Annotated in this window: 14 protein-coding genes and 1 tRNA gene; 6 read left to right on the top strand and 9 right to left on the bottom strand. The window is 65.5% G+C overall.

Annotated elements, in window-relative coordinates; all coding sequences use genetic code 11:
• Positions 1-36: 36 nt before the first annotated feature.
• Both cml and AC5P8J_RS13010 read right to left on the bottom strand, forming a co-directional pair.
• On the bottom strand, positions 37-1,224 hold the full coding sequence (gene cml / locus AC5P8J_RS13005) for a CmlA/FloR family chloramphenicol efflux MFS transporter (protein ID WP_134735044.1): 1,188 nt from the start codon (positions 1,222-1,224) through the stop codon (positions 37-39).
• A gap of 252 nt (positions 1,225-1,476) precedes the next feature.
• Positions 1,477-1,929 carry a PA2169 family four-helix-bundle protein gene (locus AC5P8J_RS13010; RefSeq protein WP_005419568.1) on the bottom strand — a complete coding sequence of 151 codons (453 nt, stop codon included), beginning with the start codon at positions 1,927-1,929 and terminating at the stop codon, positions 1,477-1,479.
• Positions 1,930-2,401: 472 nt separating this feature from the next.
• Between AC5P8J_RS13010 and AC5P8J_RS13015 the strand changes: the two genes are divergently transcribed.
• Complete coding sequence (locus AC5P8J_RS13015) at positions 2,402-3,043, top strand: glutathione S-transferase family protein (RefSeq protein WP_495216854.1); 642 nt, start codon at positions 2,402-2,404, stop codon at positions 3,041-3,043.
• A 23-nt stretch (positions 3,044-3,066) separates the two neighbouring features.
• Here the strand turns inward: AC5P8J_RS13015 and AC5P8J_RS13020 are convergent, their stop codons facing one another.
• The gene (locus tag AC5P8J_RS13020; protein ID WP_019660761.1) at positions 3,067-3,474 is read right to left on the bottom strand and encodes a hypothetical protein; all 408 of its coding nucleotides are present in this window, start codon (positions 3,472-3,474) and stop codon (positions 3,067-3,069) included.
• A 49-nt stretch (positions 3,475-3,523) separates the two neighbouring features.
• The gene (locus tag AC5P8J_RS13025) at positions 3,524-3,943 is read right to left on the bottom strand and encodes an H-NS family nucleoid-associated regulatory protein (protein WP_164143984.1); all 420 of its coding nucleotides are present in this window, start codon (positions 3,941-3,943) and stop codon (positions 3,524-3,526) included.
• A gap of 118 nt (positions 3,944-4,061) precedes the next feature.
• Here AC5P8J_RS13025 and AC5P8J_RS13030 point away from each other — a divergent pair, with 118 nt between their 5' ends.
• Positions 4,062-4,454, top strand: a complete 393-nt coding sequence (locus tag AC5P8J_RS13030) for a DoxX family protein (RefSeq protein ID WP_019660763.1) — start codon at positions 4,062-4,064, stop codon at positions 4,452-4,454.
• Positions 4,455-4,472: 18 nt separating this feature from the next.
• Here AC5P8J_RS13030 and AC5P8J_RS13035 read toward each other — a convergent pair whose 3' ends face one another.
• On the bottom strand, positions 4,473-6,125 hold the full coding sequence (locus AC5P8J_RS13035) for a serine hydrolase domain-containing protein (protein WP_495216855.1): 1,653 nt from the start codon (positions 6,123-6,125) through the stop codon (positions 4,473-4,475).
• 555 nt (positions 6,126-6,680) lie between these two features.
• Here AC5P8J_RS13035 and AC5P8J_RS13040 point away from each other — a divergent pair.
• Both AC5P8J_RS13040 and AC5P8J_RS13045 read left to right on the top strand, forming a co-directional pair.
• A complete protein-coding gene (locus AC5P8J_RS13040) occupies positions 6,681-7,460 on the top strand; it encodes a hypothetical protein (protein ID WP_146268397.1) in 780 nt (259 codons plus the stop codon).
• Complete coding sequence (locus AC5P8J_RS13045; protein ID WP_155030172.1) at positions 7,457-7,969, top strand: hypothetical protein; 513 nt, start codon at positions 7,457-7,459, stop codon at positions 7,967-7,969. The genes AC5P8J_RS13040 and AC5P8J_RS13045 overlap by 4 nt, the downstream gene beginning before the upstream one ends.
• A gap of 108 nt (positions 7,970-8,077) precedes the next feature.
• Here AC5P8J_RS13045 and AC5P8J_RS13050 read toward each other — a convergent pair.
• The 4 genes from AC5P8J_RS13050 to dtd form a co-directional block, all read right to left on the bottom strand.
• Positions 8,078-8,153 (bottom strand) — tRNA-Ile (locus AC5P8J_RS13050).
• Between the two features lie 124 nt (positions 8,154-8,277).
• A complete protein-coding gene (gene yjjJ, locus AC5P8J_RS13055) occupies positions 8,278-9,651 on the bottom strand; it encodes a type II toxin-antitoxin system HipA family toxin YjjJ (protein WP_229301575.1) in 1,374 nt (457 codons plus the stop codon).
• A gap of 283 nt (positions 9,652-9,934) precedes the next feature.
• A complete protein-coding gene (gene rpoD, locus AC5P8J_RS13060) occupies positions 9,935-11,788 on the bottom strand; it encodes an RNA polymerase sigma factor RpoD (RefSeq protein ID WP_019660768.1) in 1,854 nt (617 codons plus the stop codon).
• A 91-nt stretch (positions 11,789-11,879) separates the two neighbouring features.
• Positions 11,880-12,320 carry a D-aminoacyl-tRNA deacylase gene (dtd, locus tag AC5P8J_RS13065; protein ID WP_019660769.1) on the bottom strand — a complete coding sequence of 147 codons (441 nt, stop codon included), beginning with the start codon at positions 12,318-12,320 and terminating at the stop codon, positions 11,880-11,882.
• Between the two features lie 60 nt (positions 12,321-12,380).
• On the opposite strand from dtd, the gene AC5P8J_RS13070 reads away from it, so the two are divergent.
• Together AC5P8J_RS13070 and ribA are read left to right on the top strand one after the other, a co-directional pair.
• Positions 12,381-13,301, top strand: coding sequence for a lauroyl acyltransferase (locus AC5P8J_RS13070; protein WP_134735056.1), 921 nt, complete (start codon positions 12,381-12,383; stop codon positions 13,299-13,301).
• Positions 13,302-13,366: 65 nt separating this feature from the next.
• Positions 13,367-14,503 carry a GTP cyclohydrolase II RibA gene (gene ribA, locus AC5P8J_RS13075; RefSeq protein WP_134735057.1) on the top strand — a complete coding sequence of 379 codons (1,137 nt, stop codon included), beginning with the start codon at positions 13,367-13,369 and terminating at the stop codon, positions 14,501-14,503.
• Positions 14,504-14,563 lie beyond the last annotated feature (60 nt).

Genomic DNA, 14,563 nt, shown 5'->3' on the forward strand with positions numbered 1-14,563 from the left:
GCCTTGCGGCCGCCCCTTTTTTGCCCACCCCCAGCGCTATGCGCGACGGCGCAGGGCGGCGGCACCTGCCAGGCTGGCAAGTGGCAGCAGCAACCCATAGGCCACCAGCGGCCACACGGTATCGCCGGGTAGCACAAGGATCACCAGCGTGCCGATGCCTGCCACGATAAGGCTCTGCACTGCGTAGTACAGGGCCACTGCCGCACCCGACGCATCGGCGAAATCACGCAGCGCACCGTTGGCAGCCACTGAAACCACCATCACCAGCCCCACCGCGATGCCCCACATGGGCAGCACCACGCCGATCAACGAGGGACGCCACGCGGCGGCCGACGCCATCAGCAGCGCCCCGGCCACCATCACCCACAGGCCGCGCAGGAAGGTACCGCGCACGTTCCAGCGCCCAATGCACGCGTTCGCCATCCGCGCCGTGACGATCATCACCAGTGCCACCGTCGCGAAGGCCAGGCTGAACGACAGCGGCGAGTACTGCATGCGCCCGACCAGCAACCGGGGCGCGACCGAGAAGAACACGAAGAATGTGCCCATGCCCGCGCTGAAGCCCAGCGTGTAGACCCAGAACGCGCCGCTGCCGAGGATGCGTCGTGCCGCCGGTCGCGCCCCGTCATGGCACTGCGGGCGGGTTTCGTGCCAATGCCGCACCGCGCGCAGGCCGGCGATCGTGCCCAGTACACCGAGCAGAACGAAGATCGCGCGCCAGCCGACGGCACCAGCCAGCAGTGCGCCCAGAACAGGCCCCAGCGCCGGCACGAAGGCCAGCATCGAAGCGAACAACCCATACAGCGAGGCGCCTTCGGGTGTATCGGCATAGACGTCACGGACCGTGGCGAAGGTCGCCACCAATGCCGCCGACGCTCCCACCGCCTGTACGGTTCGCCAGGCCAGAAAAGCGGCGCCGCTGCCGGACAAGGCCAGCGCAAACGACGACAGCGCGAACAGCAACGCCCCCAGCAACAGGACCGGGCGTCGCCCGATGCGGTCGGACAATGGGCCAAACAGCAACTGGCCCAGCCCGAGCGCCAGCAGGTAACTGCTCAACGTGAGCTGCACCAGCGTCGGGGATGTCTGCAGTGCCTGCGGCATCACCGGCACCACAGGAAGATAGATATCCATGGCCAGCGAGGCCAGGAGGTCGAACGGCGCCATCAGCACAATGGCCGACGGCAACGGGTGGGCCCAACGCGGGGCCTTTCGATTGAACATGGGGAGTCTCCGCCCGGAGTGATCCGGCGGCGATCCATCCACTTCGCGTGCATCGCAGGGATGATCACCGCAACAACGTCTGCATCGTTGTTGCGGCTCAGCGAACTGTCTGCGGACCGTTCCCGTTGCTCATGGTGTTGATCGTTGGCGGTGCGGAACCGATGCAAGTGTAGCAGCGACCGGTTCAGGGTGGCCGGGGCAGCGGTGCCGCCCCGGCCGCGGCGACCCTGGGGAGTGGGCCGCCGCTGATCGTCAGGCCGCCTTCATCGCATGCTTGCGCGCGCGCATCACGTTGTGGCACTCCTGCACTTCGGGCAACAGCTGAGTGACTTCCTGGCGCACCGCCGGTGGCAGTTCATTGTCCTTCAGCACATCCTTGAACGCGCCCAGCAGGCGATCCTCGGACTCTTCCAGTTCGGCCACGTAGCCATAGTTGGTATCTCCGAACGCGGCGCGGACCTTGCCGTAGAACTGCTGCATCGAACCCACCACGGTGCCATGCTCGGCCGGCTTGCCGCCGCTGGCAGCCACCGAACCGCTCAGCGCCGCGACGATGCGGCCCTTGACGCCGGCGATGCGGGTGAACAAGGCCGACAGCTCGGCATCCTTCACCTTGGTTGCGGCCTCTTCGTAGAACGACTTGCCGTCGCGGGCGATCTCGATCAGGTCGTTGAGGCGGTGTTCGATGGTGGACTGGGTGCTCATGGCCTTGCTCCTGTATCTTCGTTTCAGGGGGAGAAAAGCAGCCTCGACTGCGCTGCCTGCGGATCCACTGTGGACATGCTCGTGTGGTTCGCGGGTGAGCAGCGATTGATATGCACATCACTTCACCCAACCCGCACTGACTGCTTCACGCCACAGTGGCGCGTGGCTCACATCGAGCGGTGCTGGCCAGCCTCACCAGGGAACGAACAGGATGATCAGCACGATCACCACGACCGCGGCGAGCGCTCCCATCAGTACGTTTCTCTGGCGCCAACTGGGCTTCGGTTTTCCGGGGGTATTCATGCCTGCTACCTGTTTCTGCGGATGACCCCGGCAGACTGATGGATCGGCGGCGGTACGTGCGTGCAGGACGCGTGCAGGTGACGTGCAGGGCGCCGCCATCGATGTCGATTTCCGGGACGCCCGCTCGTCAGATCATCAAAGCCCTTCCCTCACCACGCGGACTGCTGCCATGACCGCCATCCTCACCGCCTTCGCCACCTCTCCCGACCGCGGCCAGGGCCTGGCCCGTGACATGCGCGTTCGCTGGGCGCTGGAAGAGCTGGACGTGCCCTATGACGTGCAGCTGCTCAGCTTTGCCGAGCTGAAGCAGCCCGCGCACCTGGCACGCAATCCGTTCGGGCAGATTCCCACCTGGCAGGAGGGCCACCAGGTCCTGTTTGAATCCGGCGCGATCGTCCTGCACCTGGCCGAACAACATTCCGGCCTGCTCCCGGTTGATCCGGATGCCCGCATGCGCGCGGTCATGTGGCTGTTTGCCGCACTGAACACGGTAGAGCCGCCGATTGTCGAGCGCTCCATGGCCTGGGTGCTGGAGCGCGAGCAGCCGTGGTACGGACAGCGGCTGCCGATGCTGGATGAGCGGGTTCGGGCGCGATTGGCGCAACTGTCAACATGGCTGGCCAACGCGCCGTGGCTGGACGGCGATTTCAGCGTGGGCGACCTGATGATGGTTTCGGTGCTGCTGCGTCTGAAGAGCAGCGGGCTGCTTGACGAGTATCCGCTGCTGGTGGCCTATGTGGCACGGGCAACGCAGCGTCCCGCCTATCAGCGCGCGTTTGCTGCGCAGCTGGCGGTATTCCAGAACGGGTAGTTCCGCGCCATGCGTGGAAATACTCAGCGCAAGCTGCGCCGGCAGGCGGCCTGCACCAGCATCAGCTGCGCCACCAGGATCAGCATCGCGCAGCCGGACAGCAGCCACGGATCGATGTACCACTGCGCGTTGAAACTGAAATCACCGGCGGAAATGCGCTTCCAGCCGTTGAAGTGCTGCATCGCTGCGACCACGAACGCGAAGCCACCGGCTGTGTACGACAACCAGGGCACGATGAGGCTCCCCGGGCGCGCGAACAGCGTGAGCAGGCCGAGCACGCCGATGACCGTGCGCTGCACGCGGCAGTACGGGCAGACATAGGCCATCCCGCTCCATTCCACCGCCCAGGCCAGCAGGCTGACCAGCACGGCCGCGCCTGCCGCGGCGTGCAGGACTTTCGGCGTGATCATCATGCCACTCTCGTGTGCCATCCCGTGCTCCTTGGTTGAAAGACCTAGGCAGGGTAGCAGTGCTGCAGCCTCATCCCTTCTTGATGACGGTCCGCTTGCCGATGGTGCTGGTCTTGCCAGCGGTCGGCCTGGCCAAGCCAGGAATCAGGAAATCGGTGACCTTGTGGCCCATCGACACCTTGGACGCCAACCAGCGCGGCATGCGCCCGCGACCGGTCCAGGTCAGGCGCTTGTATTCCGGGTCGCGATACTTGGGCGCGACTTTGCCGGATTTACGGCGGGCGGGTTTGCGGGCGGGCGCAGGTGTTTCCGAGGCTTGGCCGCCAAAGAGTTCTTCGAGGGTGTATCCGGCTTCGGCGGCGGCGGCCTTCAGCATCCGGCGCACCGCACTGGCCGGACGGCGGCTGGAAATCAGCTGTTTCCGCCGTTCAGCGGCAACCACCAGGGCACCCAGCTCGCGAAGGCTGAGCGATTCAATATCGATCGTCATGCGGGAAAGGTCTACTGCAGCGCGGCAGCTGTCAAGGCGCCCTGCCCGGCGCGTAGACACGGGCTTCACCGCCGGTGGGCTCCGATCGCCTGCGTCGGCCATCTCCGAGGACCTCGACGTGAGCACTTCATCGCATTCGCTCGCCTACCTGCTTGCACGCATCCTGCTGATGGCCCTGTTCCTGGTCTCCGGGCTGGGCAAGCTCGGTGATCTCAGTGGTACCCAGGGCTACATGGAGGCAATGGGAGTTCCCGGCATCCTGCTCTGGCCGACCATCGCTTTCGAAATCGGCAGCGGCCTGTGCATCCTGCTCGGCTTCCAGACCCGGCTGGTGGCGGTCGTACTGGCAGGTTTCAGCCTGGTCACCGCTTTCATCTTCCACCACAACTTCGCCGATCAGACCCAGCAGATCATGTTCCTGAAGAACCTGGGCCTGGCCGGTGGCTTCCTGCTGCTGGCCTGCACCGGAGCCGGGCGCTACAGCATTGATGGGCGTGGGCGGCGCGGATAAGCAGGCGGCATGCCGCCATCACCCCTGGCCCACGGGCGGGACGCGCTGCAGACGCAGGTTTCGCCATGTCGGCTGGGAGCTGCGGAAATCCACCGCTTCGCCATCGCTGGTGAACAACAAGCCTGGCTCCACTTCGGTGACCAGGCGGATGCCATCGATGTACAGCCAGCCCTGTCGCTGCTCCAGCACAACGGACATCGACGGTTTTCCCCACTGGTCGATGCGATAGCGCCCCAGCCAGGGTTGCCAATGGGGCGCCTGCGGCCCGGTGGGCCCATCGATGGGATCGTTCTGGTCCAGGCCGTCCTCGCCGTTGCTGCATTCCAGGTGCGCCGGCAGCATGTCCGTCGCCGCATGGTAGCGGTACGTCGCAACTTCTCCATCGGTGTCCACGGTGATCAGTTGGTCGCCGTCGATGGCCGCAAAACGGCCGCCCACAGCTTGCGCCCCACGATGCAGTTGCAGTTCACCGCTTCCGGCAACCACGATCTTCGCCTTGCCGCTGCGCCCGATCCAGCTTCCCGCCATCCGCTGCACCTGGTCCTGGATCAACCTGATCGGCGCCAGGGAAGACAGGGGCACACGCGGCTGACGAGGCCCGAAACGCGCCGACAACAGCTGATCGAGCAGACGCTCGCCAATGCCGTACCCCGCAGACGTCGCGCGATTGAACATCGCGGCAAATCCAGCGTTTGCCTGCCTGCAGTAGGTGAACACGCACCCGAACCCGAAGCCCCCACCGCGGTGGTGCAGCAGCCTCACCGATGTACTGCCATAGAGGCGTTCGCTGCGCATGACACCGAGCCCGTAGTCACCGCCCAGGCCGAAACCATGCATCTCGTCCCAAAGGTGAGGCTCGAGCAGTTGCTGCGCACCGGATCGACCGCCATCGAGCAGGAAGCCAAGATACTTCGCCATGTCGGCGGCACTGGTCCAGACGCCTCCCGACACCACCAGCGGCGTCACCGGCGGTACCTGCGCATGGCCTTCCTGGGTTCCCAGTGCCCGCCCCTTGCTTGCCAGGTAGATCGAGGCATCGGCCGTACTGTCGTGCATTCCCAGCGGCTCGAAGATCCGGCGCTGCAGCCAGGCCGGATAGCTGATGCCCGCAACCTGCTCAATGACATGACCGGCAAGGTCGAAGCCCAGGTTGGAGTAGCGATAGCGCGTACCCACTGGAAAGCGCAGCCATGTCTGCGAGATGCTGCGGACGTGCGCATCAAAGCCCGGCGACGCCGGTTCGTAGTTGTTGCCCAGTGGCGCCTCGTGCGTGAATCCCGCGCGATTGGCAAGCAGCAGGCGCAGGCTGATGCGCTCCTGTGGATCATGCTCGAAGCGGCTGCGCACCGTGAACGACGGCAGATAGCGGGTAATGGGCGCGTCCAGATCAAGGATGCCGTCCTGCACGGCCAACAGCACCGCCACCGCCGCGAAATTCTTCGAGGTGGACTGGATGCTGAACATCGTGCTGGCGTCTACGGCCGCGCTGCCCTGGCCTGATACGTGACCGAAGCCTTCAGTCCAGCGCACCTGCCCGCCTTCGACCAGGCAGACGGCAGCGGCACCGATGCCGCTGCCGTCCATGGCCGAGCGGACCACGCCGCGTTCCGCGTCGATCAGGCTCCCGGTGGTGACGGTTGGCTGCGCCACCGCAGCAACGCCGGTGGCCATGAGCGTGGCCGCCGGAACGGCAGCAGCGTTGGCCAGGAAGGCGCGACGACTGAGCGTACCAGGCATCAGATCACTCCACTTCGGGATGCCGCCATCTTCCCGCCAGCAGAAATGGCGGGGCATGTGTCATTCGGCACAGAGTGCGGTGATCGACAGTGCTGCACCTTCGCCGGCTGCGCAGGCCTCAGCCCGGAGAGAGCGGCAAGCGGATTCCCTGCGCCGCAACAAAGGCGCGGCACTCGCTCCAGTAGGCCTGTGGCGGTTCCCGGAGCTCTGGTCGTGACCAGTCGTCGGTGATGTGCAACGGGTCGCCCGGCACCGGGTCCGAAGCGCGTGACGGACCAGAACGTAAACAAGGACTGAATACGAACCAAGGCGGACCGGGGGAGGCTGCACCACTTTTCCGTTCTCTGCGGGCGATGCAGATGTGCACAAGACGATCGAGTCCATCTCTGGGGACTTGCATGCACTCCGTTTCAGTTGCGCGAGCAGCTCCAACGTTGTTGCGTCGCCTACCCGACCCAGTGTTAGTCGCAAGGAAACTGCACCACCCTCATGGAATACAGAAGTTCATCGCAGAAATTCGCTGCAGCACTCGTCGTTGCCGTACTCGCCACGGGAGCGGTGGCGGCCCTTCTCCTCCTTCGCCCCACGCCACAGTCCTCGCAAACGGCACCGAATGTTGAACAGGCGGGCGGGCAGCGCAAGGATCCTTCTGCGCCGACACCCTCGGCTGCGTCACCCGCGTTACGGCCTGCCAACAGCACGAGCATGCTGTTTCCTGGTGTTCCGCAGAATCGCGATGGAATGGAACCCAAGGACGATGATCCATTTGATGGGCGTAGCCGCGAGGAGCAACGCTGGCTGGATGAACACGGCTATCCGAATACCGCGCAGTGGGCTTCCTATTCCAGCGCGCCCGATGCGTTGCTGGAACAAGCCGCCCACGGCGGCGACAAGCTTGCGCGCACCATGCTGGACTCGCGAAAGCTGCCCGATCGAACCGCCTTGGACCGGATGATGTCGTCCGCAGTGGACGGCAACTACTTTGCACTGCAACTGCTTGCGACTCATTTCGCATCCACCGGTCGAGCGGGAAACATCAACGCATACGCGGTTTCGCGCGTCCTGGAGATGCGCGCAGACCCTTCCGCCGCGCTTGGCAGGGAAATCATGTTCTCTGCACCGCTCACTATCGAAGAGCGGATGCAGGGGGAGGCCGAAGCGCTTCGGCTGAATGCCACATTCAACCAGCTCTACCAGGAACGAACCGGCGTCCCGTTCGTTCCCGATTACCGCCCGTTCCCCGTTGACAACTCGCAAGGATGGCAATGAAACCTGCAAGTAAATTCGTCCTGGCCACCGCTGCTTTCACCGTTACCGGTGTTGCTCTGGCCTGCACCGTTCTTCCAATGCTCCCGTTCTCGATATCGGTCGACCTGAAGGATATCGCGGCGGCCAAGCAAGCCGGTGCCTCATCCGCAGATGCGCCCAACCGGGCATTCCTGAAGAAGCTGGATGAGACCGCTGAAAGGACGTTCGGTGCGGATGCATGGCGCAACACGTCCTTCGTCGGCAACGTCATGTACAAAACAAAAATCATGATGATGACCGGCTCAAGCATGATCACCGTCAGCAAGCCGTGCGGGAAGTCGGCAGAAGAGTCAGGCGGCACCGAGGACAGCTTCGCCTCGACGCCCCCGTCTGGCGGTGGTGGTGGTGGCAGCACTGGCGGTGGTGGCGGGATCGGCGGCTGGTTCCCCGGTGGTGGCGGGTGCTTCGGCAACTGTCAGCCGCCGCCGCCCGGTCGCGTTGGTCCTATCGAGAATCTGCCACGATCCTGAGGGCACCACAATGAAAGGGCATCGCCGCAAGGTGCTGCCCTTGGCGCCCCTGACGCACCAGCCAGACGCCATCGGGGCGTCGTCTCTGGACTTCGCTGGACGTCAATGTGGTGGGCCCACCAGGATTCGAACCTGGAACCAAGGGATTATGAGTCCCCTGCTCTAACCGTTGAGCTATAGGCCCGGCGCAGCGCCACAGTGTAGTGGAGCCTGCGCTCAACCGGCTACCCGCCGGCGCCAAGACACACTGGAAAACCCTCAGCCATCGCTGCGCAACGCCGCGCGCCCAGGCTTGCGCAACAGCTGGCTCACCCAAACCGCGCGCCCATCTCCCGCACCCGCTCGGCGTTCGCCCCCGCCAATGACCGCATTGCTGGCGACTGGATCCGCCCATCAACAGCCACGCACTGCCAGAATGCTTCAGCCACCGGTGCCGCCCAGCGCAGATGCTGCAGATCACCACTGCCCAGCGGTGCGACCGGCGACAGCGGCTCGTCCGCGCGCAACACGCCCAGCTTTGACGGCGCCAGCGACATCGGCAGCATGTCGTAGACCGGCGCCAACGGCAGCGGGCCGCGATCAACGAAGTGGAAGGCGATGTTGCCGTGGTGCATGTCGCTGTTGCCGATCAGCCGCCCGAACGCGTGGCGTCGGCCCATCGCCTGCACGGTGTCGGCCGTCAGCCAGCCTTGATCACGCAGTTCGGCGCCTGCAACCGGCCACGCTGGGGTGACCTCGCCGGTGAACGCGGACGATAGCGACAGCAGCGAGACCAGGCCTCGCCGCCCCAGCAGATCGGGCGTGCGGTCGAAGCGCTCGATTTCCAGGAAGGTGTGCGTGGGCGACTGCAGCAGTTCACTGGACGCCGCGGCTTGTCCGGACTGGCGCAGGGCCTCAAGCGCCAGATGTTCGCAGACCAGCAGATCGCTCCAGCGCTGGGCGGCGGCGCCTTCATCGGGCTGCGCGAACTTGACCAGCACCGAGCGGCGCCTGCCGTGGACCTCCACGGTGGCGGTGAACTTGGGTTGCTCGCCACCCGGCGAGGAGCCCACATCCTCTCCGTCCAGCGCAGCACGCGCACGCTCGCGATACTGTGCAAGACGATCGTCGGCCGCAACCCGATCGATCGGCGCCTGCAACGTCTCCATCGCCGCCTCCACAGCAGCGATACCGAGCAGCAGATCGCCCGCTTCAGTCCCGCCAGCGGTTACCAGGGCCATCAACACATCGTCCGGTTGCCAGCCCTTGAGGTCCTTCGGCAGGCCGAGCGCCTGCCCACGGCCATGGGCGAAGCTGCGACCAAGAAATCCCTGCGGTCGCAGGTCATCCAGGTACCACGGTAAGTCAGGAAAGAAGGCAGCAACGTCACCTTCGGGCGCGCGTCGCAGGTTCGGGCAGTCAGGCCCGGCGTCGACATGGAAGCCGCCTCCTACCAGCGCAATTACCCGCCCCAGCTCCTCCAGCGTCGCATCTTCGCGCAGCCGGTACAGCGGCCATTCGCTGCCTGCCCGGGTGGGCCGCCGCAGCGCATAGGCGGTTGCCCGCGTTCTGCCCATGCGCACCACCTGCGGGCCACTGGCGGCCACCAGCCGACTGAGCGCCATCCGGTCCACCCCCAGACGCTCGGCCAGCGCCGCGGCTGGTAGCGGCTGGCCGGGGGCCAGCTGAGCGATCAGATCCAATACCTGTGGGCGTTGAGCGCGTGGCATGTGCATTACGTAATACGAAACTTGTTACGTAATTAGCATCAAAAAAACGGGACTGCAAGCACGATCTTGCATCTATGAGCCTGAAAATAATGGACATATCCACGAAGCGCCAGCTTCGATGCGGATCTTTGTTACATTATTTGTTACGTAATTATATGGCCCTGCCGAGCACTGGCGGGGCGTTACAGGGATGTGGTGGCAAAGAAAAACCCCGCCGAAGCGGGGTTTCTCTCAACACATCAGCCATCGCCGGATATCAATCGATATCCAGGAAGCTGCGCAGCTGCTCCGAGCGGCTCGGGTGACGCAGCTTGCGCAGGGCCTTCGCTTCGATCTGGCGGATGCGCTCGCGGGTCACGTCGAACTGCTTGCCGACCTCTTCCAGCGTGTGGTCGGTGTTCATGTCGATGCCGAAGCGCATGCGCAGCACCTTGGCTTCCCTCGGGGTGAGGCCGGCCAGCACGTCGCGCACGGTTTCAGACAAGTTGATGTTGGTGGTGTTCTCGATCGGGGACTCCACGTTGGTGTCCTCGATGAAGTCGCCCAGATGGGAATCCTCGTCGTCACCGATCGGGGTTTCCATCGAGATCGGCTCCTTGGCGATCTTCATCACCTTGCGGATCTTGTCTTCCGGCATGTCCATTTCCTTGGCCAGCTCCTCCGGCGTGGCCTCGCGGCCGTACTGCTGGAGCATCTGGCGGGAAATGCGGTTCAACTTGTTGATCGTCTCGATCATGTGCACCGGGATACGGATGGTGCGCGCCTGGTCGGCGATCGAGCGGGTGATCGCCTGGCGGATCCACCAGGTGGCGTAGGTCGAGAACTTGTAGCCGCGGCGGTATTCGAACTTGTCCACCGCCTTCATCAGGCCGATGTTGCCTTCCTGGATCAGGTCCAGGAACTGCAGGCCGCGGTTGGTGTACTTCTTGGCAATCGAGATCACCAGGCGCAGGTTGGCCTCGACCATTTCCTTCTTGGCCTTGCGCGCCTTGGCTTCACCGTAGGCCATGGCACGGCTGATTTCCTTCAGCTCTTCCAGGTCCAGCTGGGTCAGCTTCTCGATGTCGATCGTCGCCTGCTGTTCGGCAATGATCTGGTCCTTCACTTCGCGCAGGGCCGACGACCACTTCTGCTTGCGCTTCAGTGCGTCTTCCACCCATTCCAGGTTGGTCTGGTTGCCTTCCCAGGAACGGATGAAGTCCTTGCGCGGCATGCGCGCGGTTACGGTGGCCAGGTTCAGCACACGGCGCTCATGCGACTTGATGTCGGCCATGGTGTCGCGCAGCTGCTTGGTCAGCACGTCGGTCAGCGGCAGCGGCAGCTTCAGGGTGACGAACACCGCCGACATCTCTTCGCGCAGGCGCGGCAGGTTCTTCTTGTCGCCCTTGGTCGCGGCTTTCTTGAACGCATTGAAGGCATCGCTCAGCGCCTGCATGCGCGCGGCGACTTCCTCCGGGTCCGGACCGGTCGGTGCGGCTTCTTCCTCGCCACCCTCGACATCATCGTCCTCGTCCTCGTCGCCTTCGGCGTCGGCATCGCTGCTGTCATCGGCAGCGACCGCCGGCGGCGCCGGCTCTTCGTCGACCAGATCATTGAACCCGACGATCACTTCGGCCAGGCGCTTCTTGCCTTCCTTGTGGGCTTCGTAGTCGTTCAGCAGCGACTCGACCGAGACCGGGAACTGGCCGAGGGCGGCCTGGACCTGGGAGAGGCCTTCCTCGATGCGCTTGGCGATGGCGATTTCGCCTTCGCGGGTCAGCAGCTCGACGGTGCCCATTTCGCGCATGTACATGCGCACCGGGTCGGTGGTACGGCCACCTTCGGTGTCGAGCGCGCTCAGCGCGGCGGCAGCTTCTTCGGCCGCGGTGTCATCGACTTCGCGGTTGCCGGTGTTGCCGTCGTTGAGAAGCAGGGTTTCCACATCCGGCGCAACTTCATGGACATCGATGCCCATGCCGTTGATCATGCCGATGATGTCTTCGATCTGTTCCGGGTCGACCATGTCGTCCGGCAGATGGTCATTGACTTCGGCGTAGGTCAGGTAGCCCTGTTCCAGGCCCTTGCTGATCAGTTGCTTGATTTCGGATTGGGCAGGACGTTCGTTGGCCATGTAGTGCTCGCGCCACCGGCTGGGTAGGAAATAGGGAACGTAGCATTATACCAGCCCGGGGCCCCGCCTGCCGGGCGGTGGTCCCGCAGGCTCAGGGCCGGAGAAGGAAGGTCACAGGACCGTCATTGACCAGGCTGACGACCATATGGGCACCAAACCGGCCTGTTTCCACCCCTGGCGCGTGATTTTCACGGCAGATCTCGACAAATTGATTGAACCCGCGTTCAGCCTCCTCCGGCGCTGCGGCGCTGGTGAAGCTCGGCCGCATGCCCGAACGGGTGTCAGCGGCCAGGGTGAACTGGCTGACCAGCAACAGGCCGCCGCCGGTGTCACGCAGCGACCGGTTCATTTTCCCGGCCTCGTCGGCGAACACCCGGTAGCCCAGCAGGCGCTCGGCCATCCGTCGCAGCTGGGCCTCGGTATCGCCCGGCTCCATGCCCACCAGCGCCAGCAGGCCTGGTCCGATCTGGCCCACGGTTTCATCATCTACATGGACAGCAGCCTGGCTGACACGCTGGATCAGGACGAGCATCTGGGCTTCCAATGAACAGGGCCGGCCACGATAGCAGCGCCCTTGGCTAAACTGGCGCCAATGAATCCGCAACGCAAAGCCCGGCTGGTCCACCGCGCCACCACCCTGTTCGCCCGCCTGCCCTGGCCGCTGCTGCGGGCGTTCGCGCGCACCCTGGCGTGGGCCTGGATCCGTCTCAATGCCCGTGAGAGCCGTGTCACCCGGCGCAACCTCGAACTGGCCTACCCCGACCTGGACAGTGCCGCGCGGGACCGCCTGCACCGCGATCTGCTGCGCTCGACCGCGCTGCAGGCCATCGAGACCCTGCGGCTGTGGAGCCAGAGGCCGGCCGACAACCTGCGCCTGCATCTGAAGCAGCGCCGCGGCGAGGCCCTGTACGACGCAGCCCTGGCCAGCGGCAAGGGCGTGATCGTGGCCGCGCCGCACTTCGGCAACTGGGAGCTGCTGAACCAGTGGCTGGCCTCGCGCGGGCAGATCGCCATCGTCTACAAGCCGCCGGAGGACGAGGCCAGCGATGCCTTCCTGCAGCTGGTGCGCGGCGGCCAGAACGTGCAGCAGGTGCGCGCCGAGGGTCCGGCCGTGCGCCAGCTGTTCAAGGTGCTCAAGGACGGCGGTGCCACCGGCATCCTGCCCGACCAGCAGCCCAAGGCCGGCGACGGCGTGTTCGTGCCGTTCTTCGGCGTGCAGGCGCTGACCATGACCCTGGTCAACCGGCTGGCCGAGCGCACCGGCGCCACCGTGCTGTACGGCTGGTGCGAGCGCATCGGGCCGGACATGCAATTCGCCCTGCACATCGAACCGACCGACCCGGCCGTGGCCGACCCGGACCCGCAGGTGGCCGCCACCGCGCTCAACGCCGGCATCGAGCGCATCGCCCGCCGCGACCCGGCGCAGTACCAGTGGACCTACAAGCGCTATACGTTGCGGCCGCCGGGCAGCGGCGAGGAAGACCCGTACGCAACTGAGGAACACCCCCACTGACGGCCGCCTGCGACCACTGGCCGCACCACGTTGAATACGACGCCGTCGCCCCCATAGAGACTGCGATGTCCGCCTCCCCCGATCCTGCCATGCCTGCTGCTTCTTCCCTGTTCGGCGATCCGGCCGCGATCCGCTGTGAGCGCGCGGTGGCCGAACTGCGCGCCGGTCGCCCGGTGCTGCTCCACGATGGCCACGGCCAGCGCCTGGCGGTGATCGCGCTGGACAGCGCCACGGCCAGCAGCTTCGCTGCCTTCGCCAATGCCGCCCGCGAGCGGCATTACCTGTTCCTGACCGCCACCCGCGCCCGCGTGCTCGGCGTGGAGGCCCCGCAAGGCGCACGCCTGCCGCTGGCCGGCGTTGCCTTCGATGCCCTCCCCTCGCTGGGCTACCTGCGCGAGCCGGGCCCGATGCCCGACGGCTGGACGGCGGGCGATGCCTTCGATGCCGGCGCGGTGGAGCTGGCCCGCCTGGGCCTGTTGCTGCCGGCGATGGTGGCGGTACGCCTGGACGTTGATGACCGCACCTTCGAGGGTGCCGCCGAGGTGGCCCTGTGCGACCTGGCCGAAGGCGCAGCACATGCGGCCCACGACTACGAACTGGTGGCGCGTTCGCCGGTGCCGCTGCGCGACGTCGGCATGACCACCTTCGCGGTGTTCCGCGGCGGCGTGGCCCAGCGCGACCAGGTCGCGATCATCGTCGGCGAACCGGACCTGTCGGCGGTGGTGCCGGTGCGCGTGCACTCCTCATGCCTAACCGGCGACCTGTTCGGTTCGCTCAAGTGCGACTGTGGTGACCAGCTGCGGCGCGGCCTGCGCAAGCTGAAGGAGCTGGGCGGCGGCGTGTTGCTGTACCTGGACCAGGAAGGCCGTGGCACCGGCATCGCAGCCAAGATGCGTGCCTACGGCTACCAGCACGACGGCCTGGACACCATCGACGCCGATGCGCAGCTCGGCTTCGGCGCCGACGAGCGCCGCTACGGCAGTGCGGTGGCCATGCTGCACGGCCTTGGCATTTCGCGCGTGGCGCTGCTCAGCAACAACCCGACCAAGGCACAGCGCCTGCGCAATGCCGGCATCGAGGTACTGGACTGCATTCCGGTCACCGGCGAGATCACCGCCGAGAACGAGCACTACCTGCGCACCAAGGCCGATCGCGCAGGACATCTGCTGGACGTGGATGCGCTGATCCAGGCTGCCCAGTAACGCAGCCGACCTGCTACCGTCTGCGCGATGCGGCTACCGCCGCCACCGCTCGCCCTGCCA

The sequence above is a fragment of the Stenotrophomonas sp. YJH_SMC_37 genome, from assembly GCF_059370035.1.